This window comes from Psychrobacter sp. 2Y5, assembly GCF_051847375.1.
In the GTDB taxonomy this organism is placed as follows: domain Bacteria; phylum Pseudomonadota; class Gammaproteobacteria; order Pseudomonadales; family Moraxellaceae; genus Psychrobacter.
Genome location: NZ_JBPYDA010000001.1, coordinates 325536 through 352384, shown reverse-complemented (window position 1 = coordinate 352384; position 26849 = coordinate 325536). Strand labels below are relative to the sequence as shown.

General features: G+C 44.9%; 23 protein-coding genes. 13 read left to right on the top strand and 10 right to left on the bottom strand.

What is annotated here, in order from left to right; genetic code table 11:
- Positions 1–237: 237 nt before the first annotated feature.
- Positions 238–1515: a saccharopine dehydrogenase family protein gene (locus ACS8E3_RS01485; RefSeq protein WP_439240462.1), complete on the bottom strand. Its 1278-nt coding sequence runs from the start codon at positions 1513–1515 to the stop codon at positions 238–240.
- A 646-nt stretch (positions 1516–2161) separates the two neighbouring features.
- On the opposite strand from ACS8E3_RS01485, the gene ACS8E3_RS01480 reads away from it, so the two are divergent.
- Positions 2162–2317 carry a DUF1328 domain-containing protein gene (locus tag ACS8E3_RS01480; RefSeq protein WP_025646712.1) on the top strand — a complete coding sequence of 52 codons (156 nt, stop codon included), beginning with the start codon at positions 2162–2164 and terminating at the stop codon, positions 2315–2317.
- Positions 2318–2415: 98 nt separating this feature from the next.
- On the opposite strand, the gene ACS8E3_RS01475 is transcribed toward ACS8E3_RS01480, so the two are convergent.
- Together ACS8E3_RS01475 and ACS8E3_RS01470 are read right to left on the bottom strand one after the other, a co-directional pair.
- A complete protein-coding gene (locus ACS8E3_RS01475) occupies positions 2416–2709 on the bottom strand; it encodes a 4a-hydroxytetrahydrobiopterin dehydratase (protein ID WP_439240460.1) in 294 nt (97 codons plus the stop codon).
- Positions 2710–2817: 108 nt separating this feature from the next.
- The gene (locus ACS8E3_RS01470; RefSeq protein WP_439240458.1) at positions 2818–3111 is read right to left on the bottom strand and encodes a GNAT family N-acetyltransferase; all 294 of its coding nucleotides are present in this window, start codon (positions 3109–3111) and stop codon (positions 2818–2820) included.
- Positions 3112–3469: 358 nt separating this feature from the next.
- Between ACS8E3_RS01470 and ettA the strand changes: the two genes are divergently transcribed.
- The gene (gene ettA / locus ACS8E3_RS01465; protein ID WP_439240456.1) at positions 3470–5131 is read left to right on the top strand and encodes an energy-dependent translational throttle protein EttA; all 1662 of its coding nucleotides are present in this window, start codon (positions 3470–3472) and stop codon (positions 5129–5131) included.
- Between the two features lie 86 nt (positions 5132–5217).
- On the opposite strand, the gene plsB is transcribed toward ettA, so the two are convergent.
- On the bottom strand, positions 5218–8052 hold the full coding sequence (gene plsB, locus ACS8E3_RS01460; protein WP_439240455.1) for a glycerol-3-phosphate 1-O-acyltransferase PlsB: 2835 nt from the start codon (positions 8050–8052) through the stop codon (positions 5218–5220).
- 232 nt (positions 8053–8284) lie between these two features.
- Between plsB and ybaK the strand changes: the two genes are divergently transcribed.
- Entirely contained in the window at positions 8285–8773 is a 489-nt protein-coding gene (gene ybaK / locus ACS8E3_RS01455) for a Cys-tRNA(Pro) deacylase (RefSeq protein WP_439240453.1), read from the top strand.
- Between the two features lie 47 nt (positions 8774–8820).
- Positions 8821–9195 carry a 5-carboxymethyl-2-hydroxymuconate Delta-isomerase gene (locus ACS8E3_RS01450; RefSeq protein WP_439240451.1) on the top strand — a complete coding sequence of 125 codons (375 nt, stop codon included), beginning with the start codon at positions 8821–8823 and terminating at the stop codon, positions 9193–9195.
- Between the two features lie 17 nt (positions 9196–9212).
- Here ACS8E3_RS01450 and ACS8E3_RS01445 read toward each other — a convergent pair whose 3' ends face one another.
- Positions 9213–9638 (bottom strand): hypothetical protein, encoded by a 426-nt coding sequence (locus ACS8E3_RS01445; protein ID WP_439240449.1) that lies wholly within the window; start codon positions 9636–9638, stop codon positions 9213–9215.
- 205 nt (positions 9639–9843) lie between these two features.
- Complete coding sequence (locus ACS8E3_RS01440) at positions 9844–11664, bottom strand: acyl-CoA dehydrogenase C-terminal domain-containing protein (RefSeq protein ID WP_439240447.1); 1821 nt, start codon at positions 11662–11664, stop codon at positions 9844–9846.
- Between the two features lie 377 nt (positions 11665–12041).
- Between ACS8E3_RS01440 and ACS8E3_RS01435 the strand changes: the two genes are divergently transcribed.
- A complete protein-coding gene (locus ACS8E3_RS01435) occupies positions 12042–13172 on the top strand; it encodes an FUSC family protein (protein WP_439240445.1) in 1131 nt (376 codons plus the stop codon).
- Positions 13173–13196: 24 nt separating this feature from the next.
- On the opposite strand, the gene aroE is transcribed toward ACS8E3_RS01435, so the two are convergent.
- Complete coding sequence (aroE, locus tag ACS8E3_RS01430; RefSeq protein WP_439240443.1) at positions 13197–14027, bottom strand: shikimate dehydrogenase; 831 nt, start codon at positions 14025–14027, stop codon at positions 13197–13199.
- 317 nt (positions 14028–14344) lie between these two features.
- Between aroE and ACS8E3_RS01425 the strand changes: the two genes are divergently transcribed.
- Positions 14345–15010, top strand: coding sequence for a hypothetical protein (locus tag ACS8E3_RS01425; protein WP_439240441.1), 666 nt, complete (start codon positions 14345–14347; stop codon positions 15008–15010).
- A 3-nt stretch (positions 15011–15013) separates the two neighbouring features.
- Positions 15014–16093 (top strand): aminotransferase class IV, encoded by a 1080-nt coding sequence (locus ACS8E3_RS01420; protein WP_439240439.1) that lies wholly within the window; start codon positions 15014–15016, stop codon positions 16091–16093.
- A gap of 4 nt (positions 16094–16097) precedes the next feature.
- Here ACS8E3_RS01420 and ACS8E3_RS01415 read toward each other — a convergent pair whose 3' ends face one another.
- Positions 16098–16289: a DpnD/PcfM family protein gene (locus tag ACS8E3_RS01415; RefSeq protein ID WP_439240437.1), complete on the bottom strand. Its 192-nt coding sequence runs from the start codon at positions 16287–16289 to the stop codon at positions 16098–16100.
- A gap of 141 nt (positions 16290–16430) precedes the next feature.
- Here ACS8E3_RS01415 and ACS8E3_RS01410 point away from each other — a divergent pair, with 141 nt between their 5' ends.
- Positions 16431–16925 carry a hypothetical protein gene (locus tag ACS8E3_RS01410; protein ID WP_439240436.1) on the top strand — a complete coding sequence of 165 codons (495 nt, stop codon included), beginning with the start codon at positions 16431–16433 and terminating at the stop codon, positions 16923–16925.
- Here ACS8E3_RS01410 and ACS8E3_RS01405 read toward each other — a convergent pair.
- Complete coding sequence (locus ACS8E3_RS01405) at positions 16922–17686, bottom strand: DpnI domain-containing protein (RefSeq protein WP_439240434.1); 765 nt, start codon at positions 17684–17686, stop codon at positions 16922–16924. The two genes, ACS8E3_RS01410 and ACS8E3_RS01405, sit on opposite strands and share 4 nt — an antisense overlap.
- Positions 17687–17843: 157 nt before the next feature.
- On the opposite strand from ACS8E3_RS01405, the gene mltG reads away from it, so the two are divergent.
- Positions 17844–19136, top strand: coding sequence for an endolytic transglycosylase MltG (gene mltG, locus ACS8E3_RS01400; protein WP_439240432.1), 1293 nt, complete (start codon positions 17844–17846; stop codon positions 19134–19136).
- A 63-nt stretch (positions 19137–19199) separates the two neighbouring features.
- Positions 19200–19841 (top strand): dTMP kinase, encoded by a 642-nt coding sequence (gene tmk, locus ACS8E3_RS01395; protein ID WP_439240430.1) that lies wholly within the window; start codon positions 19200–19202, stop codon positions 19839–19841.
- A 114-nt stretch (positions 19842–19955) separates the two neighbouring features.
- On the opposite strand, the gene ACS8E3_RS01390 is transcribed toward tmk, so the two are convergent.
- Entirely contained in the window at positions 19956–22208 is a 2253-nt protein-coding gene (locus ACS8E3_RS01390) for a cation:proton antiporter (protein WP_439240428.1), read from the bottom strand.
- Positions 22209–22651: 443 nt separating this feature from the next.
- On the opposite strand from ACS8E3_RS01390, the gene ACS8E3_RS01385 reads away from it, so the two are divergent.
- From ACS8E3_RS01385 to dapA, 3 genes are all read left to right on the top strand, one after another.
- The gene (locus ACS8E3_RS01385) at positions 22652–24091 is read left to right on the top strand and encodes a Do family serine endopeptidase (RefSeq protein WP_439240426.1); all 1440 of its coding nucleotides are present in this window, start codon (positions 22652–22654) and stop codon (positions 24089–24091) included.
- 88 nt (positions 24092–24179) lie between these two features.
- Positions 24180–25490, top strand: a complete 1311-nt coding sequence (locus ACS8E3_RS01380) for a hypothetical protein (RefSeq protein WP_439240423.1) — start codon at positions 24180–24182, stop codon at positions 25488–25490.
- Positions 25491–25849: 359 nt separating this feature from the next.
- The gene (gene dapA / locus ACS8E3_RS01375) at positions 25850–26755 is read left to right on the top strand and encodes a 4-hydroxy-tetrahydrodipicolinate synthase (RefSeq protein WP_439240421.1); all 906 of its coding nucleotides are present in this window, start codon (positions 25850–25852) and stop codon (positions 26753–26755) included.
- Positions 26756–26849 lie beyond the last annotated feature (94 nt).

The following is a 26849-nucleotide window of genomic DNA, read 5'->3' as shown; positions in this document are numbered from 1 at the left end:
AATATCTAAAAATTAGCAGCGTCAATTACGCAAGTGATACGTTGTTATTATTTGATAACATTGTATATAGCTGTAATAGAAGAGAAGTGGTAAGAGATGGCTTAATTGCGTTTATTTATTAGTACTGCCTCAAATACAAAAAAGACCGCACCCTATTTATGAATAGAATGCGGTCGCCAGTCATATATCAGACTATTATTAGTTGTCTGCTCAGTAGAATTTATTGATAGGTTATTTCTATTCTACGACTTCAAAGCTAAGACCAGAATGCTCTTCAAGACGAGCTATGAGCTGATCACCCATGGCTGATGCGGGTGTCCAAAACCCACCTTTAACGTCTTTATGCGAGATGTCTTGTGCCAAACACAAAGCGGATTGTGCAAGCATTCTTGAAGTACTACCATAACCTGGATCTCTATCGCCAGTAACTTTGGTACTGATAGAGTCATTTTTTGCGGTGTGACCAAAGAAGCGAATATCGAAATAACCATTCTCTTGCTCTGATTTAGAAGGACCTGAGCCTGATTTTGGCAGTACATGTTTAGCAAGTAATTCGCGGCTAGGCTTGAACATCATCGTAGTGGCAAACCCGAGTAATCCTGCACTCAAAGCGTAGCTGGTGAGTTGGCCTTTGACGCCATCTTTCATCCACATCGCTTCGTCATATTTGAACTCACGGCCATACTCATAATCTGTGAGCTGATTGGTACGATGGACGATACGCGTGTTGATACTAGCCATCACGAACGGAGCCAACCAACGGCCGTGCTCACTGTCATATTCAGGCTTACTGACGTTTTTTTGACGCACGTCTGGTGCATCCGTGTCATCGTTGAGCAAATAAGGATTAGCGACTTGCTTGCGGCGCGACTTATCTTTACCAACCTCTTCAAAGATAGTCGCCATAGAAGCAACCGTACCGCCAGATAACCCGCCCTTGGCTGCTTTGACTCGCATATGAATCTCTTCACAAGCGTTATCAAATCTCTCTTCAGCCTGCTGCTGAGTAAAATATACTCCCAAATCTGAGGGAATGGAATCAAAACCACAAGAGTTAACAATACGAGCTCCGCTCTTGCTCGCGGCGTCTTGATACTTGTCCATCATATCTTTAATAAAGATAGCTTCGCCCGTCAAATCGACATAGTCTGTACCGTTACTCGTGCATGATTTGATTAACGGCTCCCCGTATTTAAGATAAGGACCGACGGTTGAGATCACCACTTTAGCTTGCTTGGTCATCGCATCGAGGCTCGCGTCATCGTTACTATTAGCGATGATAATATCAACCTTTTTGGCTGAGTCCGAATCAATAATCTCAGATTGAAGTTTTTTTAATTTTTCTTCGTCGCGTCCAGCGATGGCCCAGTCGACATCATTAGACTCTGCTAAAAATTCTGCTAAATACTTAGCAGTAATTTGCCCTACGAAGCTTGTGGCACCATAGAGGACCACAGCGTAGGGACGTTCGTCTTGTTTTGCGTCAGTCGCTTGTTTTTCTATAGAGTTAGCCATGTTCAATTTCCTTATATATTAGATGATAAATCTAGTCTTACTCATTAAGATAACGATACTAAGAATGATGCTAAATAATAATGAAGCTAAGTTAGTAAAACTCTTAGTAAAAATAGAGTAGTGTCAGTTTTAACTGTAATAGATGATACTACATGTGATAGCTACACATTGTATTTTAAAGGTCTAAAGCTTTTGCCAAACGTTAAACGAGTCACCTACGCAGTCATTCAATAGTATTGTACTTAGTTCTCTATTTTGCCTGTACTTGCAAGCTTTGTAGCCATATATACAAGTAAGCATAATGCCAAGAAACCTCGTCAAAATGCTACAAAACTAAAGCTCTGGCTACACAGAATACACAATACAGCGCGTTATTTACCAAAATCAACGTAGCTAGGGTTTAAAGTAACTATAGATTATTGCTAATCTATTCTCGTAAGCCAAATCTCGTAAAGAAGAGTAAGGCTACTAATAATAATTTTTATTTTTATGATGTAATAAATACTTTATAAATTAAAAGCTTTAATCATTTTGGGTCTTTAGTACTACGCTTTAAGCACTACTAAAAGCAAGCTACTGTTCACATAAGTGACTAGACAGCAATCAAGTTTATTAAAGCTTTAATTTTAATTCGAGGAGAAGGGATATGTTTCGCTGGGCTATTATTTTCGCTGTTATTGCACTTATCGCTAGTTTATTAGGTTTCGGCGGTGTTGCAGGGTTATCGTCGAACTTGGCATACATTTTCTTAGTGGTCGCCGTCATTTTATTTATCGTGGCCTTTGTTGGTCGCAAAATGTAGTTACTAAGATAAGTATTAAACAAGCAATGATTAAAAAGAAAAACGTCCTTTAAAAGGACGTTTTTTGATGCTTGTTATTTACGTTTAATAAACAAGTTCTAAAGTCTTTTGGGCTGCACAATATGCTGCATACGTTTTGCTAAGCGGATATCTAAACTACTAATACCACCTGTATCATCGGTAGTCAGGCGTACTCTAACAATATTATAAACATTCTGCCATTCAGGATAGTGCTCCAGCGCTTCAGCATAAAAAGCCGCTTGAGTCATAAAGCTAATCGCTTCTACAAAATCATTAAACTCGAACGATTTTACAATGCTATTCCCATCGCGCCGCCATCCTGGTAAATCTTGTAGCTGCAGGTCGACTTGTTTTTCAGATAAACTACTCATAGCAATATCCTTTATTATTATAGTGGTCACTATAGTACTCTATACTATAGTGCCTATGGTGATAGTAATCATTGGCAATATTCGTCAACACAACCTATGCAAGACCGATTATACTAAATCCTGGTATTCAGGATGTCTGTTGATATAAGCGTCTACAAAGGAGCACTGGGGCACGACTTTTTTATTATGCTCACGCGCATAGTCTAAGGCATGTTTGACTAATGCTGAGCCGACGCCGCGTCCGCCTAAAGCTTGTGGTACGATAGTGTGATCGTAGACTAAGGCATTGCCTCGATCTTGGTAGCTGATATAACCCGTTTGACCATCAATAGTGGTCTCAAAACGATTGGCTTGTTCGTCATGACTGATCTGTAGATTGTTTTTTGTTTGTTGATTACTCATAAACATTCCTCAGTTATTTGTTGTTGTCGCCCTACTTGTCTATAGCGCCCTAGTTGTAATGTTTATTATAAAGCCATTAGCAACCTTCATACTAGCAACTTTACTGTAGTTATAGTAAGAATGGTTACAGCAAATGTTAAAACAACTATCGTACTTATGTTGAGCGGTATTCTATAGGCCAACTAAAGTACAAAACACACTACAAAGCACGCTGTCAGCTTGCAGGGTGTGCGCTTCAATGCGATAATGAGTGATAACTAATATTCTTTATTCCGAGGCCTCATAAACGCTGTTTTTATTCAGTTTTTTGATAAAAATGTTTTTGTTCGCCTCTTTTATATAGTCCATCGGAGTGTTAATGGCTCAATATATTTACACGATGAACAACGTGTCAAAACTTGTTCCGCCTAAGCGCGAAATTCTAAAAAATATCAATCTGTCTTTTTTCCCGGGTGCCAAAATTGGTGTTTTAGGTATTAATGGTGCCGGTAAGTCAACTTTGCTGCGTATTATGGCGGGCGTGGATACTGAGTTCAGCGGTGAAGCACGCGCGCAGACAGGTACTAAGATTGGTTATTTACCGCAGGAGCCACAACTGGACGATAGCAAAGATGTCCGTGGCAACGTCGAAGATGGGATGCGTGAAGCGTTAGATGCGCTAGCGCGCTTAGATCAAATCTATGCCGAATATGCTGAGCCGGATGCCGATTTTGATAAGCTTGCTGAAGAGCAAGGCAAGATGGAAAATATTATCCAGACTTGGGACGCGCACAACCTGGAGCCACAACTAGAAAAAGCAGCTGATGCGCTACGTCTACCACCTTGGGATGCCGATGTCAGCAGATTATCGGGCGGCGAAAAACGCCGTGTAGCCTTGTGTCGTCTATTGTTATCACGTCCTGATATGCTACTGCTTGATGAGCCTACTAACCATTTAGACGCCGAATCAGTCGCTTGGCTTGAGCAGTTTCTGCAGAACTATAGCGGTACTATCGTCGCCATTACCCATGACCGTTATTTCTTGGATAATGTGGCGCAGTGGATCTTGGAGCTGGACCGTGGCCATGGCTATCCGTATGAAGGTAACTATACTGAGTGGCTTGAGCAAAAAAATATCCGCTTAGAGCAACAAAACAAGCAAGAAGAATCATTTGCTAAAGCGCTGAAAAAAGAGCTTGAGTGGATTCGTAAAAATCAAAAAGGCCAACAGGCTAAGTCTAAGTCGCGGGTGCAGCGTTTTGAAGAACTGAACTCACAAGAGTTCCAAAAACGTAATGAGACCTCAGAGATTTATATTCCGCCCGGTCCGCGTCTAGGCAATAAAGTCATCGAAGTAAATAATATCTCCAAATCTTTTGGCGATCGTCTCCTTTATAAAGACCTTAGCTTCAATGTGCCAGCGGGGGCTATCGTCGGTATTATCGGTCCGAACGGGGCGGGTAAAACCACGCTATTTAATATGATTACTGAGCGTGACACCCCTGATACTGGCTCTGTAGATCTTGGCGAAAGCGTTAAAGTCGCTTATGTCGGTCAGGTACGTGATAACCTCGATGATAAGAAAACGGTCTGGGAAGAGATATCTGATGGTTTAGATATTATCACCGTTGGCGACTACACCACGCCAAGCCGCGCCTACATCGGCCGCTTTAACTTTAAAGGTTCAGACCAACAAAAACACGTCGGTCAACTCTCAGGTGGTGAGCGTAACCGCTTACAGCTGGCGAAGACCTTGAAGCAAGGCGCGAACGTATTATTACTCGATGAGCCCTCTAACGACTTGGATATCGAGACGTTGCGTGCGCTAGAAGACGCTATTCAAGTGTTCCCAGGTACAGTGATGGTGGTCTCGCATGATCGCTGGTTCTTGGACCGTATCGCTACCCATATTTTAGCCTTTGAAGAAGAAGGTCCGATTTGGTTCGACGGTAACTACACTGAGTTTGAGGCTTATCGCAAAAAGACCATGGGCGATGATGCTGGTCCCAAGCGTATGAAGTACAAAAAAATCACGAGTTAAGCTAAAAAGTCGCTTTATGTTAGTATACAAAAAGACCGCTAATTGATTAGCGGTTTTTTTTTGAAGCGTTATAGATAGTAAGGTAATTAACGCTTACGGCCAAACTTACGCTGTTTTTTATTACTGATCTCTGTAATAGCGTGAGTAATCTCTTTTTCATCGAGACTGGCCACTTGCTGCAAGATTTGCATCATATCTGGGGTCAAAATGTACTTGGCATGATGAGCAATATTATTGATACGCTGATCGAAGCTTAGCACGCCAGTCTCTTCGTCTTTTTGTACATAGTCGAGACGGATGAGGGCATTGACGAAGCTTGTAAATAGCGAGCGATCAAAGAAATCAGGGATGTCGTCGGCATAGAGCACAGATAGTCGCTGACCTAATAGATGGCACAGATCGACTACCTCGCTTTCCGTTAGATTTCCTGAGCCTTGCTGCGCTAATAGCGCAAGCGTCATAAAGTAACGCTCAAGGCTTTGTTCCACAGGAGTCGCAAGCACTTGCAGTTGCTGATAGCGGCTACTGTTAGTTTCAGGGGCACTGAGCACACCATCTTCTAACTCAACGATTAGCCCATGTTCAATCAAGTTATCTATCTTTTGATTGAGGACCGCTTGCAGGCTCTGCGCTGAATAATATAAAAACAGCTCACCTTGCAGAAACGGATACAGCTGCGAGACGATATTATCTAAGCGGCTACGCTCAATACGGCCATTACGAGCGACGAGCGCAGCTAAGAAGGATAACAAGATAAAAACATGCAGGATGTTATTGCGGAAGTAACTGAGTAGCGCCGCTTGTTTGCCCGCGACTTGAATGATATCTCCTAAGATATGCGGTATCCGCTCAATGAGCTTGAGCTTGATACCATAATCGATGATGTCTTGCGGGTTCATATCGGTCACGACCGTATCATCAGCATAAGGCAGATAACGAGCGATACCTTGATACAGGGCGATTTGTTCGCGGCAGATGACTTCATCAAGCGCGGCTTTTGGCGCTGATAAAAGCACTAATGATAATAAGGAGATGGGATTAACGACCGCTGCTTTATTGATATGCTGCATGATCTTGACGCCGATATTATCGACCATAGCATTGGTTTTTTTATCAAGAGGCGTATCTGTCCGGTCTTTCGGTAAGCTATCTGCTGCAACTTCAAACTTCTGCATAAAATCGCTCAAATGTAGCGGCGTACCGAAGCTCAAATGCACATTGCCAAAGATCCGTTCGATCTTCTTGGTGGCTTTTAATAAGCCAACAACCGACTCTGACTCTTTCGGCTTACCTTTGAGCTCACCGATATAAGTGCCGCCTTCCATAATGCGCTCGTAACCAATATAAGTGGGGATAAACACGACTGGCTTGTTGGTTTTGCGCAGTTGACTATGCACTGTCATTGCAAGCATTCCCATCTTTGGCGGCAGCAGACGACCTGAGCGCGAACGCCCGCCTTCAATGAAGTACTCAATAGGGGTACTACGACTGATTAAGGTATGCATGTACTCGCGTAGTACCGCTGTGTACAAAGCATTACCACGGAAGCTACGACGGATATAGAAAGCTACCGCGCCGCGTAATAAAGGTCCCAATACCGGTACATCTAAGTTATCACCCGCCGCCACATAAGGAATACTCAAACCGCGCTTATAGATAACATAAGACAATAATAAATAATCAACGTGACTGCGATGACAGGGCACATAGATGATTTCGTGATCGGTGGCCAGCTCTCGTACGCGCTCGAAATGATGCACTTCCACACCGTCATAAAGCTGTGTCCATAGCCAAGTCAAAAAGCGCTCAAACACTCTAATAATCGAGTAAGAGTAGTTATTGACCATCTCATTAGCATAACCGCGAGCGACGTCACGCGCCTCGTGCTCAGAGACTCCTGTGTCACTGGCTTCTTTTTCGATAGCATGCTTGATAGCGGGCGAGTAAATCAGCTTATCGACCAAATTACGCCTATCAGAGAGATCAGGCCCGAGCATGCTAGCGCGCTGCTTATCTAAATAGAGATCGAGCTGATATTGCAGGTTACGCAGTAGTTCCCGGTTAGCATCGGCTATAGGAACCAAAGCCGTATTGGCGTTTGTCGTTGAAGAACTAGTCACTAAACTGCCAATCTCTGAACTGCTAAGCAAGATAGGGTCGCTTGGCGCTTGCTGTTGGTGACTAGGCTTAGAGTCATCCGCTCCCTCTAAGTCATCGTTTAAATGGTTATAAACGATAGTACGTAAGTTCTGCGGAGTATGAAACTGTACAAAGGTATCGCGGCCCATGACCCCAATATTAAACAGCTGCTTGGTGATACTAGGATCTTCCCAGTTATCGGTCATTAATAGCTTAAATAAAGAATCTTCCTTTTCAGGCGCACGTCCCCACAGAATCGATACCGGTACTAATCTGATGTTGAGGTCAGAATGCTGCAACGTGGCGGCAACCAAACGCGCTAGACGCGGTGAGAGCTGATCGTCGGTCGCTTTTGGATGGTTCAAAAAGATAATAGCAGCGTTTTCATCGAGGTCATGAGCTAAATCTTTTACCCCGACTAGAGCCGGTGGCAGCTGATGTTCTTGGGTCTGCAAATCGATAAGAATACTGTTGGAACGAGAGTAATCTTGTAGCACATAAAAAGTCAGGGTCTGCTCATCATTGGCAAGTTTGGGGAGCTCGCCTAGCAGTTTAGGTTTGACCGTTATGCCCAGCGCTTTTCCTGATAGTTTGCGGTAGATCTGGCTAATGGGTGTTTTGCTATAAGAGGTGCTCGCCAGTTTATCGTTGTCATCATAGACATCGATATTTTCATTGGCCTCTTGAGTATTTTGGTGATGCGCTTCAGAAGCTGCTGAGTTATCGGAAGTCTTAGCGCTCGACGATCTAGAAAAGCGTTTTTTTAGGAAACGGGGTATCATAATTAAAATCATATCTGCAAAATGTAATACGCTTATGATGCCACAAAAGTACATAAAGCGATATATGACCTCAGTATCTATCTTAGTATTAAATCATTATTTAGAGCTAATATTATTAGCTTGTCTTGCATCTAAGCGCCTATGTCAGGCTATGTTAATCAGTACAAAAATTGGTTAAGATAAATAGCTTTTCAGTGCTTTATTCTTTACCTAATCTTTGGAGCAGCTGCTTATGACTCCCGCTATTAACCTTGCCAAGAAACTCAAACTCACTTACAAAATATATGAATATACGCATGACGCTAGTGCAAGCTCTTATGGCCTAGAAGCCGCTGAGAAATTGGGCGTTGCGGCTGAGCGAGTATTTAAGACCTTAGTAGTTAAGGCTGATAATGGCCAATTAGCGGTCGCGATACTGCCCGTGGAAAACACTTTAAATTTTAAAAAAATGGCTAAAGCGCTATGTATTAATAAAACCTTATCTTGCAAAAAGGTACAGATGGCTGAGCCGCAAGAAGTGCAGCGTAGCAGCGGTTATGTGCTCGGCGGGGTCAGTCCTTTAGGACAAAAAAAGCGTCTAGCGACGGTGATTGATAGCAGCGCGCAGCAACACTCAACTATTTATGTTAGCGCTGGACGCCGCGGGCTAGAGATTGAGCTGCCGGCTAGCGAGCTTGCGGCAACCCTAAAGGCTCAGTTTGCTGATATTATTGATGAGTGACTGTACTCACCTTGTATAAATGTAAAAATCTCATAAGGAAAAATTCTATGCCGCATCTCACTATTCAAGCCACGCCTAATGTCAGTATCGACCGCCCTGAGACGCTGCTAAAAGTACTAAACCAAGCGCTGTGGCACAGCGGACATTTCGGCAAGCCCACTGATATTAAGGCGCGCATCTTACCTATAGATACTTTTTTAGTCGGGGTCGAAGATGATGAGCAAGAGTATGGCTTTATTTATGCGCATCTTAAGCTGATGAGCGGGCGCGATACCATAGTACGTAATCAGCTCGCTGAGCTATTAGTGACGGCTATAAATAGTGAAGTCGCAAGTGACCAATCAGGACGCGCGGCGCTGCAGATATGCGTAGAAGTGGAAGAGATCAGCGCTGTATATCATAAACAAATCATGAGCGACTAGTCTAGACAAAGCATCAGCTACTCACATAGAGACGCACTAGCGTATTTTGGAAGTACGATAATGTCAGCGTTATAACCTGCTGTCTGTCCTTGAGTCGCCATCAGATTACGCGCTATGCGTAAGCGATAAGTGCCGTTCGTCGGCAAGCAACCTTGGTAAATAATACCGCCTTTATTGCCGTCTTGCTCACCGTTTGGCATATGCAGCACGCCAACGTTAGCGGTCTCAGCACTACCGGCAAGTGCTGAGAGGTTGATAATGGCATATTGAGAGCTCCTAGCCTCAAACTGATACCAATGCTCATTCTGCTTAGGGCTTAATTCACCACTAACAGTAGCGCTGATTTTGCCTTGGGCAAAGGTGATAGGAGTAGCAGGAGTATGAGTATGAGCAACCGCGTTATAGCTAATAGCAATGAGTAATAAAGTGCTGACACTAGTCATAGGTGAGTGCTTGGCTAATGTGGAAAGGATAGTTTTTTGCATTATCATCGGTAGCTCCGGTTTGATTCTTAGGGCATTTAGCTTTAGCTCATAATTACTAATTAATAATACTCTTATTTTTGCCCATAAAAAAAGCGCCTAATGAATAGACGCTTTTTATTGATTTCATTTTATTAATTGGTTTTTAACTATAATACTCTAAATTTTAGTCTAAAAACGCAAAGTTTTCGATATCCATCGCGGTCATGCTCTCGCTTGGCGCGACCATACCTTCGGCGTGGCCTGAGGTGCGAGGCAGAAGCTTATCGAAATAGAATTCAGCCGTTTGGATCTTCGCTTGATAGAATTCTGGGGCTTCTACACCACCATTTTCTAGCTTGTCATAAGCGACAGCTGCCATACGTGCCCAGTGGTAGCCCATCATTACATAGCCTGAGTACATCAAGAAATCTTCTGAAGCCGCTGAGATGATTTCACGATCTTTACGCGCCATCAGCATCAAGCGTACAGTTAGGGTGTTCCACTCAGCACATAGCTTAGTCAAAGCCCAAACGAATTTACGCATGTCTTTATCAAGGGCATGCTCGCTGCACCATTTCATAATGCTTGAGGTATAGTCGCGGATGATCTTACCTTTCGACTGCAAGATAACTTTACGGCCTAATAAATCTAGAGCCTGGACGCCGGTGGTGCCTTCGTACATAGTAGCGATACGCGCGTCACGAGCGATAAGCTCCATGCCCCATTCTTTGATATATCCGTGGCCGCCGTAAACCTGCTGACCGTGCTTCGCCGCTTCGATACCCAGCTCAGTTAAGAAGCCTTTGAGGATAGGCGTGTAAAAGCCTAATTTATCATCCCACTTTTCAAACTCGGCATCATCACCATTAGCAACGCCTTGCGACATCTTGTCGGCATAGCGAGCGGAGTGATAGATCATCGAGCGACCTCCTTCAGCAAAAGCTTTTTGGGTAAGTAGCATACGGCGTACGTCAGCGTGATGGATAATGGCATCCGCGACTTTTTCAGGATCTTTCGTCCCTGACAGGGTACGCATTGAGCGGCGCTCTTTGGCATACGGTAGCGCGTTTTGGAAAGACAGCTCAGTATGCGCTAAGCCTTCGATACCAGTACCGATACGAGCGGTATTCATAAAGGTGAACATGGCTTTTAGGCCTTTGTTCGGCTCACCGATGAGATAGCCAGTTGCGCCGTCGAAATTTAGGACACAAGTCGCTGATGAGCTAATTCCCATTTTGTGCTCGATAGAGCCACAAGTGACACCATTGCGCTCGCCAGCTTCGCCATCGCTATTGGGTAAGAATTTTGGCACGATAAATAGTGAGATACCGCGAGTGCCTTCAGGTGCATCCGGTAGGCGTGCAAGAACGATATGGACGATATTGTCCGTCAAGTCGTGCTCACCACTCGAGATGAAAATCTTAGTACCACTAATCTTATAAGTACCGTCTTCTTGCGGAATGGCTTTTGACTTAACTTGTCCTAGATCGGTACCACACTGCGGCTCAGTCAAGCACATAGTACCGGCCCAAGTGCCTTCAACCAATTTATGTAAATAAGTTTCTTTTTGCTCATCAGTACCATATTGCATAATGGTATTAATACAACCGGTAGAAAGGCCAGGATACATTGCCCACGGCCAGTTAGCGGTACCGATAATTTCCGCTTTGATCAAGTTGATCGACATCGGCAGATTCATACCACCGTATTCTTCAGGATATGAAATACCTTGCCAGCCGCCTTCTACAAACTGATTGTAAGCTTCTTTAAAGCCTTTAGGCGTAGTGACGACACCATCTTCAAAATGACAACCTTCTTCATCAGCAGGCTGATAGATAGGAGATAAGATGTTTTCGGCAAAATCAGCCATTCCTTGCAAGATCATATCGACTGTTTCAGGATCAGCATTTTCGCCATTGTCTAGGGTCTTGTAATGTGACTGAAAATCAAAAACATCATTTATCAAAAACTTAATATCACGTAAAGGGGCTTTGTAAGTTAACATAGGGGCTCTCTTTGGTAAGTTGGGACAACAGACGATAGTAGACCGTTAGATCTTTATCGGCTATTTGGCTTTAGAGTTTATAAGTCAGGCTAATATAGGAATAAGATAGTTTTTCGTATCTTGACTATAAAGGGGTATTGCTATGACAATTATGATAAGCCCAGTATAAAGAGTCTGCGGCCACAAATATACCATCCATAACTAATATTCATGTTTCACAAATTTTAATATTACTTTTGGTTATTACTGAGGCTGAGTTGAATAGATAGCAATGAAAAATAAAGGCTTAGAGCAAGCAAGTAAAATATAACACAGTTCTTGCAGCATTAGAGTCATGAAATCATGCAAAAGGTATAGAGTAATTTAGGGTTTTATATATGTCAATAAAGCACAGTCGCAACGTTCACTATCGCTTTTTTCAGCGACTATTGGCGACTATCAAGCGCTTGATTAGCGGTGAGATTGAACATTTAATGACCGTCAATCAAAGCCGGCGGCCTTGGCATATGCCCATTATCGCTGCTATTGCGATTAGCTTTCCGGTATTTGTTGGCGCTTATTTTGACGCTCTATCTGCAGGGATAAAAGCTTCGCTTGGGGCGATGATTATTCTTAACTTACCCTTTATAGGAAGTCTGCCTCAGCGTATGGTGACGGTGATGGCTTGGGGCTTTGCGATGTCGTTATGTTTCGCGTTAGGGCTTATAGCTCAGCAGCTCCCTTTTATGAAGATTCCTGTATTTGCGTTAGTGGCTTTTGCTATTGTGATATTTGGGCGCTATTACAACCAGCCACCGCCGGCAGGACTGTTTGTGATGATGTCTACCGCTATTGCCTTATTTATCCCAGTGCCTTTGACACAAATTGTCGCAGCGACTGGCCTCGTGATGCTTGGTAGCGGTTTTGCTCTCATCATGGCGTTGCTGTACTCGCTGTGGTTATTAGCGACACGCGAGCGTACTAACCTGCCAGCCCAAAGCTATCAGCCGGAGACAATCAGTGAAAGTATCATGGTGGCTGCTTTTGTCAGTCTATCTTTGTCCCTCGCTTTAGTGCTTGCGATGCCCTATCCGTATTGGGCAGCGGTGAGCTGCTTTATTATTATTCAAGGCATTCATCTACGTACAATGTGGATTAAGCAGTTCCATCGTCTGCTAGGCACGCTTATAGGTATGGGGGTAGCGGCATGGATGCTGTCTTGGCATCTGACATTATGGCAAGTCGCTGCTGCTATTTTTGTGCTGATGCTTTGTATTGAGTCCTTGGTCGATCGCCATTATGGCCTCGCGGTGATATTTATCACGCCATTAACTGTATTTATCGCCGAATACGGCAGTGGTCTATCACCTTCGCAGCAGCTTTATCAAGAAGTCATTCGAGCACGAATGCTAGATACCGCGCTAGGGTGTCTTATTGGCCTGATGGGCGGTATGGCGATGCAATCTGCAAAGCTGCGTGTATCTCTAAGTCGCTTGGAGCGCTGGCTATTAGCGCGTTTTGGTGTCTAAGATTGTCTGTTACTCTAAAGCGCTTTATAGCGATGGCAATTCTTTTGTAGCTGCCGCGATATCTACGGCCTTTCCGGTCCAGCATTCAAAGCTTAGCGCTGCTTGATTGATAAGCATGCCGTAACCGTCAGACACTTGCGCGCCTCGCTGCGCAAAGTGCGCTAAAAAGGGCAGGGCGCGCCCGTACATCATATCGTAAGCATAGTGAGTGTTAAGACTATCGGCTATCGGTAGGGTATGTTCCGTTAGACCGATGGAAGTGGCATTGATAATCAAGTCAAACTCGCCAGTTAGCTCCGCCGTCGTACAAGTCTCAATAGCCTGCTTCTCAATCGTTTGGCTGGCCGCGCTAAGCTCAGTGACTAGTGTCTGCGCTTTGCTTAAAGTACGATTGGCAATCGTTAAGGACGCGATACCCGCTTGAATGAGAGGTAGTACCACCCCGCGCGCTGCACCGCCTGCCCCAATAATAGCCACGCGCGCTTTTTTCAATGGCCATCCTAAGCTTATGATGTGATTGACTAAGCCTTGACCATCGGTATTGTCACCATAAACTGCATCGCCTTTTATCAATAAGGTATTGACTGCACCTGCCACGCGGGCGTGTTCAGATAAGTTTCCTTGCTCCTGACAGTGAGTAAAAGCGATTTGTTTAAAAGGTACGGTGACATTAGCGCCGCCGCCGCCACCATTAAAAAAAGCTTCTACTACCGCGATAAAGCTAGCCTCATTATCTGGACAATACTGGCGCTGATAGCGAATATCGATCTCGGATTGAGCGGCAAAGGTCTGATGAATCTGAGGGGACTTGCTATGGCTAATGGGGTTGCCAATAACGATGAAATGCTGAGTCATTGCTAAAATCCTGTTAGGCGAGTTTGAGAGCGCTTCTGATTTTGTTTTTGTTTATGCTGTTGGAGCTGTCTCTTAGAGCTAAGGTATCATAAGCGATAGGCAAATCTTTGACAAACTAGCATTGCAAGCGGTCATAAAACAACAATACCGTTAACAAATCTGTACTCGCTCGTATTGTTATCAGTAAGGTAAAGGCTGGTCAAGGCTAAAACAGTTGGGTAAACTATCAGCATTAAAGTTTTGTTAAAACCCTATTTATATCAATTCGGTCTGACGACTCTACATTCAATATTTTAGATAAAATGAGTAAATTGCCCATGCAGAAAAAAAGCCTTCAACCTTTGATGGTCAGTATGCTAATGATAGCGGGCGTCTCTTTGAGCGCTTGTAATGACTCAAACCAAGGCGCGGAGAGCGAAGCCGAGGTGTCGACAGCCACTGAGGAGGCCGCCACCGAAGCTGCTAGCAACTCAACGGATGCCGCCGATCTCGATGGCGCAGTTGCTAATCAAGGAACCCCCGTCAGCTACGATATGTCGAGTTGGGGCAGCACAGCGGTCGAGCCGGTCAGTATCGATGAGTTAGATAATATTCAAGCGACCTTTGGTAAAGTCGTCACTACCGACAAAAACAGCCTCGATTACGCTAGTAATCCGGCGACCAAATACCGCTTTATGCAGACCGATGCGCCATATCTAGATGTTATCGACTCGCAGAAATATCTAGAGCTGGGCTGGTATTATGCCAATCCTACTGATACTGACAAAGAAAAAGAACTCAGTAAGGCGCACGCTCAAAAAGCCTATACATTAGCCCGTCAGTTGATGGGTGATGAGGGCGGCCGAGTGCTCGCTGATATGCTCAATGGTCAAATCGTCAAAAATAAAGCCGCGGGCGGTCAAACCGTTGAGCTTGCCAAATGCGAGTTCTATAGCTGTATGATTATCTTCAATAAGTCAAAGGCACAAGCGAGTGCAGGCTAGGCGGTGAGTATCGACGATAGTGACAAGGCTCACAATGCTGACAATGCTCATAACACTTGTAATCATAGCCTACAGGGCGGCTGGTACGCTATACGCCCGAAGCCAAACAGTGCTGAGCTAAGCATATCGTCGAGAGCTGAGCGGTCAGACAACTTGTTATCCGCTGGGCTGCCATTAGACAATCGCGGTCTGGCCTATGGCGATGGTTTTTTCACCACTATGGCAGTGCTTGATGGTGAGATACTGTGGGCGGACTATCATTGGCAGCGATTAAAGAGTCATGCACTTGCGCTGCAGCTCGATATCCCTAAGCCCGACTTAATAGCGAATTTAAAGGGTTATGCTCAGCAGCTCCAGCAAGGGATGATGAAGCTCATCGTCACTCGCGCGAGCCAGTCGCTGCGCGGTTATGGCTTTGCCGCGGGTGCAGACGGACATGCTTGCGAGATTTGGCTCAAGCTTATGCCTAGTGAGGCACAAAGCACCACTCATGAAGCGGCTAGCTCTCACGATACCTTACTGTTGTCAAATGGCGCCCCTGTTATTCAGCAAGCGCCGAGTCGCGCCATTTGTCTTACCTCGCAAATCTCTGTGCTGCCGCCTACTTTGGCCGGACTAAAATCTCTAAACCGTCTTGATAATGTGCTAGCCAGTGGCGAGCTCTATCGGCTTAAAGCTAAAGCTACAAACTTGTCAGCTAAGACGGCTGTCATTAATGAAGGGCTAGTGCGCGATATGAGCGGGCAGTGGGTGGAGGGTGTGATGAGCAATGTCTTCTATCAGCTAGTCGCATCTAACGCTAAAAACGGTAATCACCTAGATCATATTGAAAATAGCGACAAAAACTATCTAACGCACGGTCAATGGTACACACCATCTATGACGCAGTCGGGTGTCAAAGGGGTCATGCGTCAAGTTATCATCGATAGCTTAGCTGGCACCGACAATCCGGTGATTATTAGATCATTAACCGATGAGGATTTGCCTAAACTCAGCCAAATGTTCTTTTGTAATGCAGTACGCGGTGTCATGCCTGTGTCCGCTTTAACCTTGCTGTCGGGTGAGGTGGTTGAGTTTGGTTAATCGGTCATTCCACTTCAAAAATATTAAATTTAGTATCAATTAAATCATCATAATTTAACTCAATATCTTCGTTCCTATACCTCTCTTGCGCTTGCATAACTGCTGAAGAATCATCCTTAGCACTTATTTCTATAATAGCGCTCATCGTTTCAACGATTTCTATCTGATAATTTTTTAAACCTGTTTCACTTTTCATAACTGTTCCCATTCTTGCTGACGAGTAGTGCTGTCGATCCTAACAAAAAGAGTTTTGAGAAGTGATCGTCTTTTGTTAACTAAGCTTGTGCATTGACGTTAATCGATCAATGCTAGTGTTTTTACCAAAGGGTGATAGCAAATGGGCTCAGTCTACGAAGATGAACGCATACCTTTACAAATCCGTCGACTATTAATTTTTAGCGAAGTTTGTCGTAAGGCTAGAAAACATCCTGATGAAATCGTGTATTTAAACTCTAAGACAAAGCTTGCTTTCAGCGTTATATATTTTGAGAGAAATAAGAAGTATGTCGCTTACGGTGGAGTTTTTAAATACGCGCATACTAGGAAAGAAGTGCTAGAAAAGGAATTAGATAAAATTCATCACGATGAATTCGTAATGTGTGCGATGACTATTAGCAGGCAAGCTTTTACAAAACCTGTTGGGACACTATTAGCTTTATTATGGCAGTGGAATAAATATGTTAAAAACGGACCTTATAACTATGTGAATGGTAATCCTGCTGCCTTTTTTCCAGTTAATGATGAGTTGGAAAAAGACTACCTACCATATAAGTATCATAACCATTTATTAGCGATAAAAAACCTACCTCTTTGGGATAATTATAAGAATTAATATGACTTCCTATAATATCCACGCCCCAAAAACTCAATAATCCCTTTGTCTCGTAGCACTTGTAGCTGCTGGCGAATTTTGTCCTTAACATGATTATTATCAGGGTGCTTACCCTGTAGTTCATCTGCAAAAGCATAGACTTGTTTTAAATTAAATTTGTCATCAAGTCTGTCAATGCAGTGCCAAACATCTAGTGTCCAACCGCGAGAGGTTATAGATTGCTCACGTAAAAAAAGCGTTTTTTGAAATTGCTGCGTGACAGTGTCGCGCGCAATGACGGTTTTATCTTTTACTAGAAATACTTTGCCCGACTCAGGCACTTGCCGCAAATCAATATTACAGCCAACCCAGCCTGCGCGTTTGGCAGTAGCAGCTAAAGGCTTACGCTTGATTATAATTTCAGGTTTAAAAAACTGCTTGGGAATAATTAAAAAGTTATTGACCGTAAACTCTGGCGAGTACGTCAAAAAGAAAAAACTGGGATTGTCGTCGCTATTGATACGCGCAAGCATAGTCTTGTAAGCGCCATCATTGATAATATTGCTTAATTTGGCCTTTTTACTCTTTAGCTCAAATTGTTCACTACAACTACCGCAGTAAAAATCAGCCACAGGTTGATTGTTACCGAATTCAATTAAAGGTTGAGCACTACAGTTTGGACAGTAGCTTTGCTTGGCTACCCAATCTTCACTGAGCACTCGTACAATTTGGCTAGGAGACTTATAAGCGCTAGCAAGCTGCTGATTAAAGTTTAAATTCATAATGAAATATCTTTATTAACTGGGGACGATAGAAGGATAGCTATTAGGCCATAAAACTTGCTAGAAACCCTAAGATAATCCATAAGCTAAGCAAATACCATTGAAAAGCTTACGGTTCAGTGCTAAATTCTAGCAAACTTCTGCCCTTTGAGTTGCCATGAGCACGCCGACCCCTGAAAACCCTGATAACAAACCTAATGACAGCGCTTCTACTGATTCGACTCAGTCAAACCCTGAGATAGTCGACTCATCACGCGTAGAGTCAACCTCTGAGCGTGACGCTACTGATGATCTAGACAAAGCGCCAGCGACAGACGTCTCCCTAATTAGTGGCGGCAGTAAACCGCGGCGCTACAAAAAAGACAATCCATCGTTTTTTATGCAACGCGGCTATCAGATTTTGTTAGTGCTTGGGCTAATTGCCGCTTTTTTGCTAGTGATGGTGTATCAAACGTTATTTGGCCGTATCACTCAGCCTGCCCAAAAAGTTACTATTGAGCAGGGCGATACTTATTATGGCCTGCTACCGCAGTGGCAACAACAAATCCCGCTGTTCTCGGCTAGTATTGCCAAGCTCTACATCAAGTCGCAAGTCGATGCGCCGCTACACGCGGGTATCTATCCGCTGCCTGAGAACCCAACGATTGCAGAAGCCTTGCATATATTTGGTCAAGGCGCAAAAGTGGCGATGGTCAAAGTACAAGTCATCGAAGGCAAGACGGCAAGCGATCTGTATCAGAACTTGCGTGACAATGAAGGTATCGTCAAAGAAGTGCTAGTCGAGGGTGCAGATAATGCCAGTATCGCCAAAGCGCTGGATTTGGCTGGGATACTGCCAGAGTCGGTGACGACGAGCGATGATCCTATCGTCAACTACAATCTTGAAGGCTGGTTTACCCCAGATACTTATTATTACGGGGAAGGCGCAACCGACACCCAAGTCTTGACCGATTTGTACAAGCGTCAGCAGCAGGCTCTAACTGAAGCATGGGAGAATCGCGCGCCAGATCTGCCTTATGACAGCCCTTATCAAGCGCTGATTATGGCCTCTATTATTGAGAAAGAAACCAGCGTAGCCGATGAGCGCCCGCTGGTATCGGCGGTGTTCAATAATCGTTTAAAACAAAGCATGCGCCTGCAAACCGATCCAACGATTATCTATGGTATGGGTAGCCGCTACAATGGCAATATCCGCCGTAAAGATATCGATGAGAAGACCGGTTATAACACCTATCAAATCGACGGTTTACCGCCAACGCCAATCTCCTTGCCGTCGCCTGCCTCTATCGAAGCGACTTTGCATCCTGCTGATAGCGAGGCACTGTATTTTGTAGCGACGGGCATGGGCGGTCATAAATTCACCAATAGCTTGAGCGAACACAATAAAGCGGTGCAAGAGTATCTAAAAGTTATGCGTGAGAAAAAATCACAAACCCCGCCTGGTGAGTAATAATCGCGCTCAATCAAGCTCAAATAAGCATAAAAATTGGCTTAGTATGATTTAAGGAATAATGTGACAACAACAGTAGGTCGGTTTATTAGTTTTGAAGGTACAGAAGGCGTTGGTAAGACCACAGCTATTGATGGCTTATGCCAGCGCTTGCAGGCCGCTGGTATCGACTACATACGTACCCGTGAGCCAGGCGGTAGCCCTTTTGCAGAGCGTCTACGCGAGATCTTGCTAGATCCGGCGACCGATATCAACGACGATACCGAGCTACTGCTATTATTCGCCGCGCGCGCGGATCATTTACAGCACGTTATCTTGCCAGCCTTGCAGCGCGGCGCTTGGGTGATTTGTGATCGCTTTACGGACTCGACCATTGCTTATCAAGGCTATGGCCGCGCCGATGGCGATAAGCGAGTTTTAGCAAAAATTGATAGTCTTATCGCGCTGTTTATCGCGCCTCTACCTGAGCTGACGTTATGGCTGGATTTGCCTGTGTTAGAAGGCATGGCCCGCGCCGGCAAACGTAGCGCGGCTGATCGCTTTGAGCAGCAGGCCACGGAATTTTTCACCCGCGTTCATCATGGGTTTAGTACGCTTGCCGCACAGTATCCTGAGCGGATTGAGCGTATCGATGCTAGCGGTAGTAGTGATGAAGTCGGTATGCGTGTTTGGCAAACTGTGCAAGCTCGCTTTGATTTAAACTAATCGCTTTTGTCAGGGCTTTTATAAAGCAATGACTCAATAAAAACGCCAACTCAGATCAAGGAGTTGGCGTTTTTATTTGTGCTAGCTTTCAGCGAATAACAGTGTTAAGACTCGCTATTTATCAGTGCTATTATTACTACTGCTATCATTACTGCCAGGCAGACGATTGGGGTCGAGCGCTCCCGTTTTCGTCTTTGGCGCTCGTCCGCTGACGTTAGTACCAGTGTTAGTCTTGGTCGCGGCTTGGGCGTTATTCGCCTTTACGCCTTTAGCCACTGTGTCTTCTGCAGCTAAGGTAGTCGGTTTTACAGTGCTTTTATCAGAAATAGGGTCCGCCTTAGAGGCTTTATTGTCGTCGACTTGGGAAGCGGCGCTTTGCTCATTATTACCAGAACCGTTAGCGCTGGCGTTGTCAACGCCACCTTCTTTAACATCAGCCGTGTTCGCTTCTGTTGCACTATCAGTAGCAGCATCTTCTACTAACTCTTTTTCTTTACGTTTTTCAGGCGCTTTATAGCTGGCCTCAAAGTCTGCATCGGCTGCGGCGCGAGCTTGTTCTTGCTTGGCCGTGACGTCCACTGGTTTTGGCTTGATGCCATCATCAACCACTAAGGCGATAAGCTTACGATCACGTGGGACATTACCATCGAATTTATCAGTGATGACGTGCAGCTTACCTTCTTTATCGATAGTATAGAGCGGTACAAATTGCTTGTTATCGGCCTTATACTGCTCATAATTATAACTATCAGTGATATTAGTGATCTTAATCTTGGCTTTTTTGGAGATCATGCTCGCCAGCTTGGTATAAGTCACATCCTTGCCAAATAGCCACTGCGAGCTGAAGTTCGATTGTTTGTCATCGCGCTCGCTTTTAACTTTTTCTTCGCTGAATTTGAGACGATACAGCTTACGCTCACCGAATTCATGACGATAATGAATCTCAGATAAGGTGTTCATCTCTTTATCCATACTCATAGCGAACAGACGACCGATACCGATGAGATCGAGATGATGATCGGCATGATCTGAGATGGGATTGCCAAAATAAGTTCGCAGCCCGCTCATACGCGCTTTGGCAATATTAGTATAGTTGTTATGGGCGACGATGACATCAAAGCCTTGTTCTTTTAGAGATGTCGCTACTAACAGCGCAATGGGGTTAGAACCGACAATCAAGATACCGTTGGTCTCAGGCTCACGTACGCCTAATAAATTACCGACGAATTTGGCCCCTAAACCTTGAATCATTACCGTACCGATGATCACCATAAAGACTAATGGCACTAATAGCTCAACGCCTTGAATATCATACTCTTGTAATCGAATGGCAAATAAGGAGGAGATAGCGGCGGCTACGATACCGCGCGGACCAATCCAACTGATCATCAGCTTCTCATTAGTCTTTAGGTTGGAGCCAATAGAGGAAGCCCAAACCGAAAGCGGTCGCGCGACTAGCATCACAATCGCTAGTAAAACTAAGCCTGCAAAACCGACACTGAGCAGACTGGAGAGCTCGACACGAGCGGCAAGGATAATAAATAGCACAGATATCAGTAGTACCGTCAGCGACTCGTTGAACTCTAGTATGTTGTCGCGCGGGAATTTTGGCCAGTTGGCTAATGCCACACCTAAGACAGTCACCGTCAACAGTCCAGACTCATGCTCTAGATGGTTGGAGATCGAAAAAAGCACCAATACAAAAGCTAACGTAAAGACGTTGCGCAAAAACTCAGGTATCATATGGCGGCGCATTAAGAAGGCCAATACCCAAGCACCGACTAAGCCCAAAGCGGTAGCCAATACGACAATTTTGGCAAATAAGAGAATGCTGTTGGCTTGTCCACCTGAGATGATGTATTCATAGACCAAGACTACGGCGATGGCGCCAATAGGGTCGATAATGATGCCTTCCCACTTTAGAATATTGGAGATGGTCTTATTGGGACGAACGCTACGTAATAGCGGCATGATCACTGTCGGCCCAGTCACACAAACGAGCGCACCGAAGAGTAAAGCGATCAGCGGATCGACATCGAATAGTAAATAGGTTGAGAGCGCAACGATGGCGATAGTAATAACCACACCTACCGACACTAGCATCTGTACGACCGTGCCATGCTGCTTGATTTCATCAAACTCTAAGGTCAAAGAGCCTTCAAATAGAATGATGGCCACCCCCAAAGAGATAAAGGGGAACATCAGCTCGCCTAGTACCAAATCAGGATCGAAAATACCAAGGATAGGTCCAACGATAATGCCAATTAATAATAAAAACAAAATGGACGGTTGCTTTAAGTACCAAGCTAGCCATTGGGCGGCGATGCCGACGCCAACTACGCCAGATAGTAATAGGGCGGTATCCATAAATTAATCCTTTTTATAAACCTGTCACATATCACAGATTAGCGTCGGTTTAATAATGCTATAAAGCGCTAATGAGGTTTTATTTTAAAGTTAAATTTTAGCCTGACCACTTCATGACGGTCATAGCAAATATCAAAGGATGATAGCTGACTTTTGTTTGCCGTAGATAGTATTCGGTTTATCATAATAGCATGATTTTATTTCAGTTGTATCAGCACGCTACCAAGCTGACGGTCATTCTTTAGTCATAAAAGCACTTATGGCTTAGACAACCAGAATAATGACTCAGCAAGAGACTGACAGACAATACTCAGACGACACTCAGACGACACTGTTATTAACGTTAAAATTACCTCATACTAATAGGAGTTTTCATGCCAATAAGTTGATATTGAGCATAAAAACCGCAAATAATAATATAAAGTTAGCATAAGGGGAAGAATATGCAGGGGCAAATGGCCGATTATAACCTCAAATATTGGTGGCAGCGCAGCTTACTAGCCGTAGCGATAGGGGTCGGCGCTGCTACTTTGAGTCCCTTGATGGTTACTCCTGCCCAAGCCGCGGTCGCTAGTACGGACTTCTCAGATTTAGTACAGCAAGTGACACCAGGGGTAGCTCGGGTCAACGTGACGACCAATATCAGCGATGAGGAGCTGGCCCAAGCGCAAACCGCAGAGCTGCTACGTCAGTTCTTTGGTGATCGCGTGCGTCTCCCAGACCGGCCGCCCACACCCGCTATCGAAAACGCCTATGGTACTGGGTTTTTTGTCACTACTGATGGTTATATGCTGACCAATCATCACGTCGTTGAGGGGGCCGATAAGATTACTGTGACTCTCAATGATCGCACTGAGTTAGATGCGGTGTTAGTGGGTAGTGATGAGCGCTCAGATGTTGCGGTGCTAAAGGTGAAGGGCAGTCAGTTTCCTGCTTTGAGTATTGGCGATTCCAATCTGTTAAAAGTGGGTGAGCCTGTACTCGCAATAGGCTCGCCCTTTGGGTTTGACTACTCTGCTTCAGCGGGTATCGTTAGTGCCAAGTCGCGTAGCTTTTCGCGGGAGACTAGCGTACCGTTTATTCAGACGGATGTAGCACTCAACCCTGGAAACTCCGGTGGCCCGCTCTTCAATCAACGCGGAGAGGTCATCGGTATCAACTCGCGTATCTTTAGTGGTACTGGCGGCTACATGGGACTATCGTTCTCTATCCCAATGAATGCGGCAATGGATATCTATGAGCAGCTCAAAACCAATGGCGAGGTGACTCGTGCTTATTTAGGCATCTATCCGCAGGATATCGATCGCAACTTAGCAGAAGTTTATAAGTTATCGCGGCCACAAGGTGCCTTATTGACCCGAGTCTCGCCAGACTCGCCAGCGCAAAGAGCCGGACTCAAGACTGGTGATATTATATTGCAGTATAATGAGGTGCAGATTATACGCGCCGATGATTTACTGAACTTACTGAACCGCGCGCGTCCAGATGATTCTTTTCAAGTCCAAATCCAGCGTGAGGGTAAGCGCTTGATGTTGACCGGCAAGCTCAGCCGTGCGCCGGGTGATGTGCAAGCGCAGAGCCGCGATAAGCAGAACAATGAGGTACAGCTAGGCCTACGTCTACGCGACTTGACCACCGATGAGCAAGCACAGTTTGCCTCAGAAAGTCAGGTTGGTGTCTTAGTGACAGCCGTTGATCCTACTGGCTTAGCCGCAAGATCTGGCATTATGGCTGGTGACATCGTCACTAATCTGCACCAAAAACCGATTAAGACTGTGACTGACTTTACTAGCGCTATCTCCTCACTACCTAAGCAAGGCGTAGTGACTATCGAGGTTGTGCGTCAAGGCATTCCCGCTATTATCGGTCTGCGTATAGAATAGGGCTTGTTTATCACCGTTATAGCCTTTTATAATGACCGATTTTATAAAAGGAGCGCATAATTTTAGTGCGCTTCACAGATAGGTAACCATGACTGAGCCATTACTCACCACTTTGACGACGACGGCGGCGGCACTACTGCTAGCGTATATAGTGCTGTGGTCTTGGCTACAAACCTTTAATGCCAATCCTACCAAGCGCTTTTTCGCTATTTGGCTAAAATTGATATTGTATTACGCCGCTTACACTATGCCGTTTTGGGCGGTGCTCACGGTAGTCGGTTGGACTTATGGTTTGACGCCAAAGCTGATGGGGTTAACGACTTCAGCGGTGTTATTTATTCTAGCTGCTATGGCGCTGTACTTTTATACCGTCGTGGTACAGCCCAATCGTCTGCGCCTGCATCATCAGGCGGTTGATTTAAGCCTAGATAAGCCTTTGACAGTAGCGGTGCTGGCGGATCTACGTATTGGACTATATAGCGGCAAGCCTCGACATATCCGTAAGCTGATTACCACTATCAATGAGTTGTCGGTAGATGCGGTATTGATTACCGGTGACTGGCTTTATTATCCAGGTGCCGACTTAGTAGGGCAGATGATGTTATTTAAAGGGGTCAATAAGCCCATTTATACCGTTATGAGCATCTCAGATCTACGTTATCAATCGATGAATACCACTAAGCAAGGTAAGCCTTTATTAGAAGATACCTTAGCAAGCGCTTTTGATGTCTTGGACGTTACCTATATAGGTCAGCAGTGCTGGCCGCTACCGACCCAAAGCACAACCCTTGATCAAAAGCAAAGAATAGTCGGCGCTGAAGCGAGTCTAGCTATGCTATGCGGCTGGCAAGACTTGCCGAATCAGGCTACCAAACAGGCCAGCGCTGAGGTCAATAAAATGCAGGAAGTCGCCACAGAGACAGACGCGCCTTTAGATTGTTACCATAAAGTCAAAAAACACGACGCTACTCGCTTGCTAGATGACAAAATCCCTAGTAGAACAGAGCTGAGCAAAAAAGAGCTTAGCCAAGAGGTTATCGTGACTGCTAATAAAGCTGAGCTTTGCGAAGAGATCAGAAGAGCACAGCGACCAGTCGTTATTTTAGCTTCACGCTTCGATAGTATCACCGATCTGCCTAATGACTTGCAGCCAAGACCGCTACTGATAGCAGGCGCGGCCAAAAAAGCAAAGTCAAAAGCGTTAACCCGTGAACAACGTCGATCGGTAGCTACTGATGAGAATAGCCAAACCGTCTTTAGCACTTTTAACAGTAAATTCAGTAAACGCGGCTTATATCAGCATGGTAGTGCGCAAGTATTTGTCAGTAGCGGTATCGGTACTCGCAGCTTACCGTTTCGCTTATACCGCCCGACTATCGATGTGTTGACGATTCGTTAATACAGGATGAAACCTAAGGTTAGGTACTTTATTATCTTCGAAGGTTTACGCTAGAATTGGCTTATAAATAGTGTCTTAAGACTGCTCTCGATAGTTTACGTAGATGGCTTGAGTCTATCCTAGACAGAAAAGATAATGATTAAAGCGGGTTACTGCTATAAATTGTCCTAGCGTGCGACTCATAAGTGGGGCCGCCGCTAATTGACAGCTAGTAGCTCAAGCAAAATATGCTACACTATCGGGCATTTAATTATACGTGCAGCTCGTAGTAGCTATAAACCAAAAATACGCTCAAAAGCTAACGTTTCCTTTATATAAAATTGATAATATTACCGCAAAAAAAACAGTAAGGCATGGTTATGAGTACAGCATACGACGATATCAAAACCCAATTACAAGGCTCAATGGTAGCCTTAGTCACGCCTATGCATCCTGACGGTAAGGTCGATTATAAACGTCTAGCAAATCTCATAGATTGGCAAATCGAGCAGGGCACGCATTGCTTAGTAGCGGTAGGAACCACTGGTGAGTCGGCTACCCTATCCGTACCTGAGCATAGCGAGGTTATTCGCTTCTTCGTCAAGCACGTCGATGGTCGTATCCCTGTGATTGCTGGCACCGGCGCTAACAGTACCGATGAGGCTATCAAACTTACTCAAGAAGCCTACGACGCTGGCGCCGACTGTGCACTACTTGTGGCGCCTTACTATAATAAGCCGCCACAAGAAGGTTTATATCAACATTATAAAACTATCGCTAAAGCAGTTGATATTCCGCAGATGCTCTATAACGTACCAGGGCGTACCGTTGTCGATATCGCTCAAGAAACCGTTGAGCGCTTAGCAGACATTGATAACATTGTGGCTATCAAAGATGCGACAGGCTCAGTTGGGCGCGGTGAGCAGCTTATCAAAGCCGTTAGCGATAGATTAGTAGTCTTGTCTGGCGATGACGGTACCGCGCTTGATCTCATGAAAGTCGGCGCCAAAGGCAATATTTCAGTCACCGCCAATGTCGCACCAAAAGCGATGAGCGAGACTTTCGCAGCCGCCTTACGTGGTGATTTTACCGCCGCCAAAGCCGCTCATGACGTCATCGAACATCTGCACCGTGATTTATTTATTGAGTCCAGTCCTATCCCTGCCAAATACGCGCTACATAAAATGGGTATGATAGATAAAGGGATTCGCTTGCCCCTAGTTTGGCTGGCTGAGCCGCATCACGCGACCATCGATAAAGCCTTGGTAAAAGCAAACTTGATCTAATATCTAAGCATGAGCCAATACCTAAGCATCAGCGCAAACGCGCATTTAATGCTAAACGTTAAGTTACAACCCAAGCGCAATCACCAATGAGCGC

Coding starts and splice junctions, on each gene's coding strand:
- ACS8E3_RS01385 (WP_439240426.1), top strand. CDS start 22,652: ATGCAGGGGCAAATGGCCGATTATAACCTCAAATATTGGTGGCAGCGC.
- ACS8E3_RS01450 (WP_439240451.1), top strand. CDS start 8,821: ATGCCGCATCTCACTATTCAAGCCACGCCTAATGTCAGTATCGACCGC.
- ACS8E3_RS01380 (WP_439240423.1), top strand. CDS start 24,180: ATGACTGAGCCATTACTCACCACTTTGACGACGACGGCGGCGGCACTA.
- ACS8E3_RS01410 (WP_439240436.1), top strand. CDS start 16,431: ATGGGCTCAGTCTACGAAGATGAACGCATACCTTTACAAATCCGTCGA.
- ACS8E3_RS01415 (WP_439240437.1), bottom strand. CDS start 16,289: ATGAAAAGTGAAACAGGTTTAAAAAATTATCAGATAGAAATCGTTGAA.
- ACS8E3_RS01470 (WP_439240458.1), bottom strand. CDS start 3,111: ATGAGTAATCAACAAACAAAAAACAATCTACAGATCAGTCATGACGAA.
- ACS8E3_RS01475 (WP_439240460.1), bottom strand. CDS start 2,709: ATGAGTAGTTTATCTGAAAAACAAGTCGACCTGCAGCTACAAGATTTA.
- aroE (WP_439240443.1), bottom strand. CDS start 14,027: ATGACTCAGCATTTCATCGTTATTGGCAACCCCATTAGCCATAGCAAG.
- dapA (WP_439240421.1), top strand. CDS start 25,850: ATGAGTACAGCATACGACGATATCAAAACCCAATTACAAGGCTCAATG.
- ACS8E3_RS01485 (WP_439240462.1), bottom strand. CDS start 1,515: ATGGCTAACTCTATAGAAAAACAAGCGACTGACGCAAAACAAGACGAA.
- ACS8E3_RS01425 (WP_439240441.1), top strand. CDS start 14,345: ATGCAGAAAAAAAGCCTTCAACCTTTGATGGTCAGTATGCTAATGATA.
- ACS8E3_RS01480 (WP_025646712.1), top strand. CDS start 2,162: ATGTTTCGCTGGGCTATTATTTTCGCTGTTATTGCACTTATCGCTAGT.
- ACS8E3_RS01405 (WP_439240434.1), bottom strand. CDS start 17,686: ATGAATTTAAACTTTAATCAGCAGCTTGCTAGCGCTTATAAGTCTCCT.
- ACS8E3_RS01390 (WP_439240428.1), bottom strand. CDS start 22,208: ATGGATACCGCCCTATTACTATCTGGCGTAGTTGGCGTCGGCATCGCC.
- plsB (WP_439240455.1), bottom strand. CDS start 8,052: ATGATACCCCGTTTCCTAAAAAAACGCTTTTCTAGATCGTCGAGCGCT.
- ACS8E3_RS01435 (WP_439240445.1), top strand. CDS start 12,042: ATGTCAATAAAGCACAGTCGCAACGTTCACTATCGCTTTTTTCAGCGA.
- ettA (WP_439240456.1), top strand. CDS start 3,470: ATGGCTCAATATATTTACACGATGAACAACGTGTCAAAACTTGTTCCG.
- mltG (WP_439240432.1), top strand. CDS start 17,844: ATGAGCACGCCGACCCCTGAAAACCCTGATAACAAACCTAATGACAGC.
- ACS8E3_RS01445 (WP_439240449.1), bottom strand. CDS start 9,638: ATGACTAGTGTCAGCACTTTATTACTCATTGCTATTAGCTATAACGCG.
- ybaK (WP_439240453.1), top strand. CDS start 8,285: ATGACTCCCGCTATTAACCTTGCCAAGAAACTCAAACTCACTTACAAA.
- ACS8E3_RS01440 (WP_439240447.1), bottom strand. CDS start 11,664: ATGTTAACTTACAAAGCCCCTTTACGTGATATTAAGTTTTTGATAAAT.